Genomic DNA, 12,012 nt, shown 5'->3' with positions numbered 1-12,012 from the left:
TCTATACCCGCTCATGATTCGTTATTTTTTTATAATATGCATCGTTTTACTTAATGCTTGCCACTCTATCAATCCTTACTTTGATTCGCAAAAAAAACATCATACTGTTGATGGTTTTAAAAACATAGATGACGCTGCAAACAAAACACCTTCAACAAAAAAAGTTTTCACTTGGCTGTTCTCAAGAAACAAAGCGAAAAGCCAGCAACAAACTGAGTTTCACACCATCTCAACCAACACACTTAAACTCAACAACAGCTCAGAAGTACAACTCACTTGGTTGGGACATTCCTCAATCCTTTTACAAATCAAAGGCTTTAATATCTTATTTGATCCTGTTTTTTCTCAGCGGGTATCACCCTTTAGATTTATAGGTCCCAAGCGACAGGTTCCACTACCCATCCGTATAGAAAGTTTACCCAGCATAGATTACATTATCATCTCCCATGATCACTATGACCATCTGGATATAAAAAGCATCAAAAAAATTGCTGCCCTTAATCCTCATCTACAAATTTTAAGCCCCTTGGCCTATAGAGCATTGTTCAAAAAACATGAAATTGCCAACCCTGTTTACGAACTCGATTGGTGGGAACACATTGCCAATGACCAGCTGAGTTTTTATTTGACGCCTGCTCAACATTGGTGCAAACGTGGTTTGTTAGATAAAAATGAGCGCCTATGGGGCTCTTGGTTCATTCAATCAGAAAATTTTAATTTTTATTTTGCCGGTGATAGTGGTTACTCAAATCACTTTAAAACCATACAGCAAAAACTAGGGTCTGTGGACATGGCCGCATTGCCCATAGGCGCTTATCAACCGCAATGGCTGATGGCTCAGCATCACATGAGTCCTAAACAAGCTTTGCAAGCTCATATTGATTTAAAGTCAAAACGCTCAGTTGCAATTCACTGGGGAACGTACATTTTATCTGATGAGGCCCTACATCAACCTAAAGATGATTTAATTGAAGCGAGTTTAGCCTACAAAACACTGTCTCCATTTATGACTTTGGCTGTTGGAGAGAGTTATAAACTGGAGTTATAATAGCTAGACAATCGTCTCATTTGCGCTATATTTCCAGCATGCAAAATACGTTTAAAACGACTCTTTTAATGATTTTATTGGTCATTGTTTTTGCTTACCTAGGTAAAGTATTGGGTGGACAGCAAGGAATGATCTTGGGCTTGGTTTTTGCTGCTGGCAGCAATTTCTTTTCTTATTGGTTTTCAGATAAAATGGTTTTAAAAATGTATCGTGCCAAAGAGGTGGATGAAAGCTCTGCGCCAGAATTATACAGCATGGTGCGCGGTCTCACCATGAATGCCAACATCCCCATGCCTAAAGTGTATATCATTCAAAACCCCACTCCCAATGCTTTTGCAACTGGAAGAAACCCAGACCATGCGGCAGTTGCTGTTACAACGGGTATTTTAAACTTACTAGACCATGATGAACTGTCCGGTGTCATTGGCCATGAATTGGCGCACATTGCCAACAGAGACATCTTAATTCAAACCGTTGCAGCCACCTTTGCTGGGGCAATTTCTATCTTAGCAAGCATCGCCAGATGGGGGGCTTTATTGGGTGGTGGTAGAGGTGGAGATGATGACAATTCCAATCCAATAGCCTTCATTGCCGCCATGATTTTTGCTCCTCTTGCGGCCATGCTTATTCAAATGGCTATTTCTAGATCAAGAGAGTTTGGTGCCGATAAAGGTGGGGCTAAAATTTGTGGTAACCCACTGTATCTTGCCAGAGCTTTACAAAAATTAGAAATGGGTGCCCAACACTATCCTATGGATGCCAGCCCAGAAACGGCTCATATGTTTATTATAAATCCTCTAAGTCATTTAAAAGGCTTACAAAACTTATTTAGAACTCACCCTGTCACCCAAGAGCGCATCAAAAGACTTGAGGCCATGGCCCAAAATCCAAGTTTGATGAATGGATAATGTCTAAAACAACCCAAAACTATGGTATCCACTGGTTTAGACGAGACCTTAGAGTAGCCGGCAATCCAGCCTTGCAAGAAAACTGGAAAAAAAATGATGGCCGTGTTGTTGGTTTATTTTGTTTTGATAAAAAATTTTTAAGTCGTGATGATTTTTCAGTCAATCGCTTTCAGTTTTTTATAGAAAGCTTAAAAGCATTAAAAGACGAACTACAACAGGCTGGCAGTGATTTACTTTTTTTAGATGAAGGCCCGCACACATCTTTTGAAAAATTATTTTGTCAATTTAAAGATAGAAACATTCATCTACCCACTTTATTTACCTGGAACAAAGACTATGAACCCTTTGCAATTGAGAGAGATCAATCAATTATAAAACTTTTAGATGACTGGGATATTTCACAGTTTTCATGCAATGATCACCTTTTAATTGAACCTCATGAAGTGACCAAAAAAGGGACGGATGATGAGTACTATCAAGTCTTTACACCGTTTTCTAGACAGTGGCTCAATGTATTTAATAATGATTGCATACAACAGCGTATTAAAAATCAAGATAAGACTTTTGATTATTTAGATGCATTAAAAAACAATAAAGCCAAAAAAATATTCTGCTTAAGCTGGCAAGACCTGACTTACAATAAACTCAAACTCAATGATAGTTTGAGTGATTATGATGAATCCAACAAAAAAAAGATCAACGTTGAAATTCCCGAAGCAGGTTCTTTAGCTGCTTATGCTTGTTTAGAAACCTTCGCAGAAAAAATTAACCGCTATAAAGATCACAGAGATATTCCTTCAATTGACGGAACCTCCCAATTTTCTTTTTTCTTAAAAAACGGTTCTCTTAATATTGCGCAAATCATTGCTTATCTAAAACTCAAAGCTTTTGACCCTAAAAATAAAAGCCAAAAAGATGCTTTTTTTAATGAGCTCATTTGGCGCGAATTCTATTATCACATCTTGTACCATCACCCTCGTGTAGAAAAAGAAGCATTTAAACCAGAGTACAATCAACTCAATTGGGATAACAATGAAAAATGGTTTGAAGCCTGGAAAAATGGAGAAACCGGATTTCCTATTGTTGACGCTGCCATGAAACAACTCAATACTACTGGCTGGATGCACAACCGGTGTAGAATGATTGTAGCTTCTTTTTTATGCAAAGACTTGTTGATTGATTGGCGCTGGGGAGAACAATATTTTATGGAAAAATTATTGGATGGAGACTTAGCCCCCAACAATGGTGGCTGGCAATGGTCAGCATCTACAGGCTGTGATGCGCAACCCTATTTCAGAATTTTTAATCCCTGGTCTCAGTCTAAAAAATTTGATGCTGATGGCCACTACATCAAGCAATATCTTCCACAACTTGAACAGCTGGATGCAAAACTATTACACAATGAAAACAAAATTGCCGAGCAATACATAAAACCCATTGTAGACCACAAAACACAAAGAGAAAAAGCCCTTAAACTCTACAAGGAGATTTCCAATGCTTAACCTCACCTTAACAGAACTTTTTTATATTCAACTTTTTTGTTCGCTTTTTATGACAGGTCTCATTTGGTTTGTCCAAGTTGTTCACTACCCTCTTTTTGCATTGATTGAACCAAGCTGCTTTCCACACTATGCCAAAAAACATCAGTGGTTAACCAGTTTTGTTGTAGGTCCAATCATGCTGATTGAAGTTTTTTCTGCAATGTGGCTTTTTATTCAATACCATTTTTTTTTATTGAATCTTGTCATGCTCATTGGGATTTGGTTATCAACAGCAATATTTCAAATCCCCTTGCATGGACGATTGGCTGAGCATTTTGATCGTGACATAATTCATTCACTGGTCAGGGGCAATTGGATCAGAACTTTTTTATGGACATTAAAATCTATTGTATTGATTTTATCATTTATTGACTTTGCTTGATTTATCTCATAATGATGCAAACATGAAAAAAATATTTTTATCCTTTACACTATTGTTCACTGGTATCCTATGGGCGCAAAATTTAAAAATTGTAGAAATTAATCATCAAGGCAACAGCGTTTGCTTAGAGGTACTAAACTTAGATAGCCAAGCATGGAATTTTAAAGTGATTACCTATAACTCTACAGGTCAAGTCTGTCCAACGTGCACCACGGATCAAACAAATTATAACATTGCGGCCAATGATACCCTGTCTATTAGTATTCAAGGAACCAACGACTTAAATTATGGCTTTTGGTTGAATGATCCTGTTTTTGTAGATATTTTAATGTGTTCTAATAGTGAAGATTGTTGGGTGTCTATCAATGGTGAAATTTCAGAAACTGACAGCAGTGAAGTAGCGTCATACAATGCCGGTAATGAAAGCACAAATCCTTTGCTAAGCCTGCAATACACCAACAACAATGGAACAAATGAATGGGTAGAAAACCTTAATGCCAGCTGTGGTGCTCCAAATACCCCTCTCCCTATTGAATTAGGCGAGTTTACTGCACAACTGACAAACAATGACCAGCATGTTTTACTCAGTTGGGAAACAATAACAGAAATCAATAATTCCGGTTTTTACGTGCAAAAGTTTTCATCAGTAGATAGAACTTACAAAGATATAGCCTTTATTGATTCTAAAGCTGCTAATGGTAACAGTTCTCAGCCTATCAACTATACATTTATTGATCCTTTCCCTACACAGGGATCAAATTTATACCGTTTAAAACAAGTTGATGTGGATGGGGAAACTTTTTCTCACTCAAAAACTGTTGCTATTGGATTTGATGCTATTTATTTAGATAGTTTTTTTGTATACCCCAACCCCACTGCTGACCTCATCAAAATAAATTATGCTTCAGCCTATGATTCTATTTCTATTTATACGCAAGAAGGGAAACGTTTATTACATGCAGAAGGATCTGATGAAATAAAAGAAGAGTATAATCTTGGTTCTTATCAACAAAACAACGGAGTCTTTTTTATAGTTTTACAAAAAGGCAATCAATCAAAAAACTTTAAAGTTGTTTTACAACAATAGATAATCTTGTATTAACAGAGTTGTAAGACAAGCTTCATTGCATCTCGATACCTGGCCTAAAAAAGATTGAACCGTCTTTTTTAGGCTTTATTCATGTGCGTAAAATTTCCTTAAATTTATATTCCTACAGTCTTTTTATTAGCTGATAACAATTTAAAACATTTCTTTGATATGCACTTGTCGATCAAGGTTTGTATCTTTCTGCGTCCAAGCGACAACAGCTTGGCACTGGTCATTAAAATCCAGCAGCACGTTTTCAGCTGATGAATTCTCTATAAAACTCAATTGGGTATATGAACCCTGTTGTTGTTTCTTAAAAAAACCTTGCACATATACGTTTGAAATGGCACCAAAGTAACTGCTCCATGCCAGTAGGGCTCTTCCTTCTTGATTAACTTTTACTTGAACATGATAAGATGACTCCATATCTGTAGCCTGGTCAATATATTCAACAGGTGACAATGGATATGTCCAATTTTCAAGCTCATCTTTATAAGCAAGATAAATGTTAAAGCTGTTTTCATGCATCTGTGACCATGCAATGTAAATTTCACCCATATCGTTAATACTTACGCTGGGCTTGCCAGATACAATCCCCTCTCCTCCTGCAATATATTCATTAATATTGAGTGGAAATTGCCAAATATTATTTTTGCGAAACGCATAAAAAATTCTATCTGCATTGTTGCTAAAATTAATCTGACTCCAGGCAAGAATAACATCACCATTAGTATTCATGGCTATGGCTGGCTGTCCAGTCACATGTGACCCAACAGGACTAACATGATCTGCAGAATTGATGGGTTTAAGCCACTGGCCATTTAATCTTTGGGCAATAAAGACTTGCCACTCACCCAAGTGGTTAATTTGGCGCCATGAAACCATGGCATGACCATCATTGTTAAGTTGAACTTGAACATCTGTTGCATAGGTATCTGGAGTACTCAGTGTGTAATCACTGTCATCAATGGATGCAGGGTGCAACCATTGTCCGTTAACATACTCTGCAAAATAAACCTGATTGATGCCATTTAAATTTGTTTGTGTCCAGGCTACCAGAGCTTCATCATGATCGTTAATCGCTAGCGTTGGATTAAATGCATGATTATTGGCTGGACTAAGAATATGCGTATCGTTGACGTTTTGCCAGGTTTGATTGGCTAAGTACCAACTATAATAAATTCTATAAATTCCATTATTTAGACCTTGCCATACAGATAAAGTCTTACCATTATTATTATTAGCCACCTTAACTGCTTGTGAAGGAAGGTCTGGGGGGCTAATCAAATGCTGTTGATTAAGATCTTGCCATCCAAGTATACTTTTATTGTGCGCATATACTGCTGATGAACTGCCTGTTGCTTCTCTCCATAAAACCGCCATTTCTCCATTATCATTAAGATCTAAAGAAGGTTTAAATGCAATGCTATTTGGAACACTGATAAAGTCATGTGTATCACCATGAATTGATTGCCAGTTTTTTTGCTCACAGTCGATATACAGTTCAGGTAAAACATTTGCAAAAGAAGATGGAGTGTAGCTTAAATCACATTGTTTTAAGCAGGGAGAACTAACAATTGAAAAATCACTTTGACTAAAGTCTTCCCCATCATAGGGAAAGTCATAGACCAGGTTGTCATCAAAGCCTTCTATATTGAGTTTGTATCTTAAGTAGACCGCTTCACCCAAGCCAAGGCCATTAACATGGACTTTAAAAGCGTTTTGGCTACTTTCCACACTTTGACTAAAAATCTCTTGTTGCACTTGTAAACCACAAGCGTTTAAAAGCATGCTTAAGCCAATATAAACTAAACTTTGAATGAACCCCTTACGCATCATTATAATGTAATACACTGCATCACTATTTTTTCAAGAATTATTATACAGTTTTTTATATAGCTTGCTTTGAATTCTTGCCTTTTTACAAGGCTTCTGTTTTTTATTTTATATGCAAAAAAACGTAATTATTACTGGCAGCTCCAGTGGCTTTGGCTTTGAAACTGCAAAAAAACTTTACCATGAAGGTCATACTATAATTTTAGGTGCTCGCCGTATTGAAAATTTAAAGCAATTGCAAAGCACTTTAGATGACCAAGACCGCTGTCATATCCACACCTTGGACGTTCAAGATACGCAAAGCGTTAATACCTTTAAAAGTTTTGTTACTAAACTTAATCTTCAGATTGATGCTCTAATAAATAATGCCGGCTTAGCTTTGGGCAAGGACAATTTAGTTGATTCAGAAGAAAACGATATTACAACCATGCTCAATACCAATGTACTTGGCATCTTTAGAATGTGTAAAGCCTTCATCCCCTTGTTAAAAGAAAAAAAGTTCTCACAAATTATTAATATTGGTTCTATTGCTGGACACGAAGCTTACCCAAAAGGCGCCGGATACTGCGCATCAAAATTTGCTGTTAAAGCTCTGAGCCAATCACTCAGACAAGAACTACTCAAAGACAACATCAAAGTGTGTTCCATTGATCCAGGCCTAGCCAATACTGAGTTTAGCTATGTCAGACATAAAGGTGATCAACAGGTTGCACAAGAAACTTATAAAGACCTCAGCCCGCTACAAGCTATTGATATTGCCGACGCCGTTTCTTTTGTTCTTAACAGGCCAAAGCATGTCAACATTGATCAAATGATCATCATGCCCAGTCAACAAGCCAATGCGCATATGCTTGATCGGAGTGGAGAAATCAAATAACTTTTTTAATAAGATGATTTTTAAAACAATTTCATTTATGAAATGAACATGTACGCCATACAATACAATGAACTCGGTCAAAGTGATGTTTTAAATTATGTATCCGTTGACAAGCCTTCCCCTAAGCAAGGCGAGGTTTTAATTCAACTCAAAGCAGCTTCACTCAATCACTTGGATTTGCATTTTAGACGTGGCTTGCCCGGCATGAAAAGCCCTCTCCCCCATATTCCAGGTTCAGATGGAGCGGGGATTGTCATAGAGAATGGTTCAAACTCAGCAAAATTCAATAAAGGCGATCGTGTCTTAATCAATCCCGGGATGCCCTGTGGTCACTGCCAACGTTGCCAAAACCAACAAGAAAACCTATGCCATCAGTATCATCTTTTTGGTAGAGAAAATAATGGAACCTACGCTCAGTACGCCTGTGTACCTGAACAAAACCTCCTCCCCATACCGCAAAATACAGACTTTCACTCAGCCGCTGCATTTGCCCTGACCTACCTGACTGCTTGGAGTATGTTAATGGGTAAAGCCAAACTCAAACCCAAACAAAAAGTTCTTGTGATGGGCGCCGGCTCAGGGGTTAGCTGTGCAGCCATTCAAATTGCTAAACATCATGAATGTACGGTGTATACAACGGCCAGTACGGAAGAAAAACGGCAAAAAGCCAAAGACCTGCTTCATGTTGATGCATGCATTGACTACACACAAGTCGCCATTGATAAAGAAATTCGATCTTTGACCAACAAACAAGGCGTTGATGTTATCATTGATCACGTTGGCGGTGAGCAATGGGTTCCCCTATTAAAGTCTGCACGCAATGGCGGAAAAATCATCAGTTGTGGTGCAACTGCCGGCTTTGATCCAAAAACTGATTTGAGACATATTTTTTACAGGCAAGTTCAAGTTCTTGGATCTACCATGGGCACCTGGCAAGAAATGCAGGATGTGTATCAATTGTTTCTTGATGGACATCTCAAACCTATCATTGACTCAGTTTTTCCTCTCAAGGAAGCTGCTAAAGCCCAAGATAAAATGGAAAACCGTCAAAGCTTTGGAAAGATAGTTTTAGCCATCCCTCAATAAGTATCTGAAGTATATTCATACAATTGATTTTCTAGCCTTGATTTGCAAATACTCTGCCACACAAAAGGTAGGCCGTACCTTTTGATACCCTTTGAAAATTTTAGGCTATATTGGCGCTGGGACACAGCGGCGCTAACTCACAGTCATTACATAATGGTCTTTGAGATTTGCACACGCGTCGTCCATGTAAGATCAGCCAATGTGAAAAAATGGTCCAATCTTTTTGTGGAACCAACTTCATTAAGTCTTGTTCAACTTTTACGGGATCTTTTTCTTGAGTAAAGCCAAAGCGTCGACTTAGTCGTCCCACATGCGTGTCAACAACCACACCTTCATTGATACCAAAAGCATTACCCAAAATGACATTGGCTGTTTTTCGACCCACTCCTTTTAGTTTGATAAGTTCTTGCATGGTTTTAGGAACCTTGCCTTGATATTGTTCAACTAAAATTTGAGAGGTTTCTAAAATAGACTTGGCTTTATTGCGAAAAAATCCAGTTGTTCTAATCAGGTCTTCTATACTTTCAATAGGCGCTTGTGCCATAGCAAAAGCATCAGGATAGGCTTTAAACAATTTAGGCGTCACTTTGTTTACTCTAACATCGGTACACTGAGCAGAAAGAATGGTGGCAATCAACAATTGAAAAGGCCCCTCATGATCAAGTTCACACTTAGGATCTGGATAAAGCTTGTCCAGTTGCTCTAATATTTTTTTATGCTTAGCCCGCATGTTTGAGTGATCCCATATTAAGCAGGGATTTTAGTTGTTCAACAGGTAAAGTGTTGATTACATCTGCCTTACTCAAGCCACCTTTTCTAGCTACATTAATCCCATAAGAGGTGTGATTTAAGCCTTCAATGCTATGCGCATCCGGGTTGATCATAAACTTAACGTTATACTTCATGGCTAAAGGCAAATAACGCCAATCTAAATCCAAACGTTTAGGATTGGCATTGATCTCAATAAATTTACCCAACTCACCAGCTTTTTTAAAAATGGCCTCTAAATTAATTTTAAAGCTGTCCCTTCCAAGCAAGACTCTTCCCGTGGGATGACCTAGCATGGTACAATAAGGATTGGCTAAAGCTTTTAAACATCGTTGTGTCATGACGTCTTCACTTTGATTCATTGAAGCATGAACTGAAGCAATAACAAAATCCAGCTGAGACAATACAGTGTCTGGATAATCCAGTTGACCATCGGGCAAAATATCAGACTCAATTCCATGTAAAATTATAATCTGTGGGTACTTTTCCCTCAACTCTTTAATTTCTTGAGCTTGCTGCTCAATCGTATCCAAACTTAAACCCTGCGCATAAAAAGCTGTTTGGCTATGCTCAGAAATGCCAATGTAATGATAGCCTAACTCTATAGACTGTTGAACCATGTCTTCTAAGCTGTTTTTACCATCGCTATAAGTACTGTGCATATGAAATACACCTTGAATATCACTGTCCTTAATTAAATCTTTTGACCTCTGAGGAGCCTGTTCAGCTTTGTATTCTTCTTTACTCTCTCTCAACTCTGGTGGACAGTAAGACTGATTCATGGCTTTAAATAGCGCTTCTTCACTGCCATGTTCTTGTTCTAGTATTTTTAAGTGGTTTGAGTGAACCTTTTCAAGATAAGCCTTTGAGCCCGTGCTTATAAACAATTGATTGGCCGCCATTTTTTTTGAACTTGTATAGAGTTTGACTGGAATATCTTGATAGGTCAGCTCAAGCACGCCTTCATTCTCATAAACATCCAACAGCCTTGGGTTTTGCTTGATAAGCCTAGCCAATTGTTTATTTTCTGTAACAATCAGCAATTCAATGCATGATGCAACTTCTACACAGCGCCTAAGATCACCCGTTATTTTGATGTCTTCAACTTCGTCTAAACTCTTAAGCTCTTGTTGGAGCTCTTGTGCTTTTTCAAGTAAAAAAGCATAGCTGTATTGGTTATTGATACTTTTTAAAAAGCTTAACTGCTCAGATAGTTTTATTTGAGTTTTTTCACCAAAGCCTTCAAGCTTGCTTAATTGCCCTTCATAACAAGCATATTCTAAATCAGCTATACTGGTCACATTCAACTCTGAATACAATTTTAATATTTTTTTACTGCCCAAACCTTTAACTTTTTTTAATTGGTATAAACTTTCAGGATACTTTTTTAATAAATCCAGTAACACCTGACTCCTATTGCCAGAGCTTAACTCCACAATATCCTGGCTCAAGCCTTTACCAATTCCATCAATATCCGTGTAATTCTCCTGCTCAAGATAAGGAAAAAACTCATCTCCTAGCTCATCAATAATAGTAATGGCTTTTTCATAGGCTCTTACTTTAAAAACATTGGCGCCATCGAGTTTTAAAAAAAAGACAGTCTGTTTAAGCTGATCAACAATGTAGTCAACTGTTCTTTTTTGTTTCTTTTCAGACATTGCAGACAAAACCTCTGGTTTTATTGACTATACTCAGCATCCAACTTTAATTTATCAGCCAATTCTTGGCCAAGGTACTTTTCTATTGCATATCGAACCACATACAATAGTGGGATCAATGCAACAGCCGCGCACATTTTATAAATATAGTTCACAGTTCCTACCGCCATAAACAAGCTGTGAGGCCATTGCTGTGGCCCTAAAACAAAAGCAATATATAAAATTAAAAAACTATCCACCAGTTGTGAAACTGCTGTAGAGGCTGTAGCTCTGAGCCAAATCATTTTTTCTCCCAGCATGGCTCTAATTTTCTTAAATATGGTTGCATCCAACAACTGCCCAACAATGAAAGCAATCATTGAGGCAATAATAATTCTATTGCTCTGCCCAAAAACCACTGCAAAAGACTCTTGCATATCAATACCCTTTTCAGCAAAAATATTTTGCCACCATTCAGCTGGGGCAAGGTTGATTGCCCAAGACACCATGATAAAAGCATATAAGATTAACCCTACAGTTAAATAGGACAAAAATCGCACGGCTTTTTTACCATAATATTCGTTGATGATATCCGTCATGATAAAAACAACCGGCCACAAAATAGTGCCCGCTGAAAACGATAAAGTCCCCGTTTCAGACAACAAACGCCAGTTAAATCTAGGAATTCCGACACTATCTTCAAAGGAAAAGATTTTGACACCCACAAACTCAGCTACAAGCGTATTGCAGATAAAAAAACCACCCAAGATCAACAAAAGTCTTTTTGAGCGATCCAACAAGATATGTGAATAATTCATGCCGATGGTGTATCATTAAGTTTA

At 37.8% G+C, this 12,012-nt stretch carries 11 protein-coding genes; 7 read left to right on the top strand and 4 right to left on the bottom strand.

The features are described from left to right. Nucleotides 1-13 precede the first annotated feature (13 nt). Genes MRY82_08995 through MRY82_08975 form a run of 5 tightly spaced genes read left to right on the top strand, consistent with a single transcriptional unit; the run spans nucleotide 14 to nucleotide 4,966 of the window. Entirely contained in the window at nucleotides 14-1,048 is a 1,035-nt protein-coding gene (locus MRY82_08995) for an MBL fold metallo-hydrolase (GenBank protein MCI5073057.1), read from the top strand. A 38-nt stretch (nucleotides 1,049-1,086) separates the two neighbouring features. After that, nucleotides 1,087-1,956 carry a zinc metalloprotease HtpX gene (gene htpX / locus MRY82_08990; protein MCI5073056.1) on the top strand — a complete coding sequence of 290 codons (870 nt, stop codon included), beginning with the start codon at nucleotides 1,087-1,089 and terminating at the stop codon, nucleotides 1,954-1,956. Beyond that, on the top strand, nucleotides 1,956-3,458 hold the full coding sequence (locus tag MRY82_08985; GenBank protein MCI5073055.1) for a DNA photolyase family protein: 1,503 nt from the start codon (nucleotides 1,956-1,958) through the stop codon (nucleotides 3,456-3,458). The genes htpX and MRY82_08985 overlap by 1 nt, the downstream gene beginning before the upstream one ends. 49 nt (nucleotides 3,459-3,507) lie before the next feature. Then, nucleotides 3,508-3,879 (top strand): hypothetical protein, encoded by a 372-nt coding sequence (locus MRY82_08980; GenBank protein MCI5073054.1) that lies wholly within the window; start codon nucleotides 3,508-3,510, stop codon nucleotides 3,877-3,879. A gap of 22 nt (nucleotides 3,880-3,901) precedes the next feature. Further along, nucleotides 3,902-4,966, top strand: a complete 1,065-nt coding sequence (locus MRY82_08975) for a T9SS type A sorting domain-containing protein (GenBank protein ID MCI5073053.1) — start codon at nucleotides 3,902-3,904, stop codon at nucleotides 4,964-4,966. A gap of 153 nt (nucleotides 4,967-5,119) precedes the next feature. On the opposite strand, the gene MRY82_08970 is transcribed toward MRY82_08975, so the two are convergent. Next, nucleotides 5,120-6,820, bottom strand: coding sequence for a hypothetical protein (locus MRY82_08970; GenBank protein MCI5073052.1), 1,701 nt, complete (start codon nucleotides 6,818-6,820; stop codon nucleotides 5,120-5,122). A gap of 94 nt (nucleotides 6,821-6,914) precedes the next feature. On the opposite strand from MRY82_08970, the gene MRY82_08965 reads away from it, so the two are divergent. Together MRY82_08965 and MRY82_08960 are read left to right on the top strand one after the other, a co-directional pair. Then, the gene (locus MRY82_08965) at nucleotides 6,915-7,679 is read left to right on the top strand and encodes an SDR family oxidoreductase (GenBank protein ID MCI5073051.1); all 765 of its coding nucleotides are present in this window, start codon (nucleotides 6,915-6,917) and stop codon (nucleotides 7,677-7,679) included. A 48-nt stretch (nucleotides 7,680-7,727) separates the two neighbouring features. Next, a complete protein-coding gene (locus MRY82_08960) occupies nucleotides 7,728-8,765 on the top strand; it encodes a zinc-binding dehydrogenase (protein ID MCI5073050.1) in 1,038 nt (345 codons plus the stop codon). Nucleotides 8,766-8,865: 100 nt separating this feature from the next. On the opposite strand, the gene nth is transcribed toward MRY82_08960, so the two are convergent. Genes nth through MRY82_08945 form a run of 3 tightly spaced genes read right to left on the bottom strand, consistent with a single transcriptional unit; the run spans nucleotide 8,866 to nucleotide 11,988 of the window. Continuing rightward, complete coding sequence (nth, locus tag MRY82_08955) at nucleotides 8,866-9,495, bottom strand: endonuclease III (protein MCI5073049.1); 630 nt, start codon at nucleotides 9,493-9,495, stop codon at nucleotides 8,866-8,868. Further along, the gene (polX, locus tag MRY82_08950) at nucleotides 9,485-11,191 is read right to left on the bottom strand and encodes a DNA polymerase/3'-5' exonuclease PolX (protein ID MCI5073048.1); all 1,707 of its coding nucleotides are present in this window, start codon (nucleotides 11,189-11,191) and stop codon (nucleotides 9,485-9,487) included. Before polX ends, nth begins: the two co-directional genes overlap by 11 nt. A gap of 20 nt (nucleotides 11,192-11,211) precedes the next feature. Then, complete coding sequence (locus MRY82_08945) at nucleotides 11,212-11,988, bottom strand: queuosine precursor transporter (protein ID MCI5073047.1); 777 nt, start codon at nucleotides 11,986-11,988, stop codon at nucleotides 11,212-11,214. Between the last annotated feature and the right edge of the window lie 24 nt (nucleotides 11,989-12,012).

Source organism: bacterium (assembly GCA_022763185.1).
Taxonomy (GTDB): Bacteria; Bdellovibrionota_G; JALEGL01; order JALEGL01; family JALEGL01; genus JALEGL01.
The sequence above is the reverse complement of the archived record's forward strand: the minus strand, read 5'-3'. Positions and strand labels throughout refer to the sequence as shown.

Excerpts from the sequence above, each read along its gene's own strand:
- MRY82_08995 (MCI5073057.1), top strand. The coding sequence starts at position 14 with ATGATTCGTTATTTTTTTATAATATGCATCGTTTTACTTAATGCTTGC.
- htpX (MCI5073056.1), top strand. The coding sequence starts at position 1,087 with ATGCAAAATACGTTTAAAACGACTCTTTTAATGATTTTATTGGTCATT.
- MRY82_08975 (MCI5073053.1), top strand. The coding sequence starts at position 3,902 with ATGAAAAAAATATTTTTATCCTTTACACTATTGTTCACTGGTATCCTA.
- MRY82_08980 (MCI5073054.1), top strand. The coding sequence starts at position 3,508 with ATGACAGGTCTCATTTGGTTTGTCCAAGTTGTTCACTACCCTCTTTTT.
- nth (MCI5073049.1), bottom strand. The coding sequence starts at position 9,495 with ATGCGGGCTAAGCATAAAAAAATATTAGAGCAACTGGACAAGCTTTAT.
- MRY82_08945 (MCI5073047.1), bottom strand. The coding sequence starts at position 11,988 with ATGAATTATTCACATATCTTGTTGGATCGCTCAAAAAGACTTTTGTTG.
- MRY82_08960 (MCI5073050.1), top strand. The coding sequence starts at position 7,728 with ATGTACGCCATACAATACAATGAACTCGGTCAAAGTGATGTTTTAAAT.
- MRY82_08965 (MCI5073051.1), top strand. The coding sequence starts at position 6,915 with ATGCAAAAAAACGTAATTATTACTGGCAGCTCCAGTGGCTTTGGCTTT.
- MRY82_08985 (MCI5073055.1), top strand. The coding sequence starts at position 1,956 with ATGTCTAAAACAACCCAAAACTATGGTATCCACTGGTTTAGACGAGAC.
- polX (MCI5073048.1), bottom strand. The coding sequence starts at position 11,191 with ATGTCTGAAAAGAAACAAAAAAGAACAGTTGACTACATTGTTGATCAG.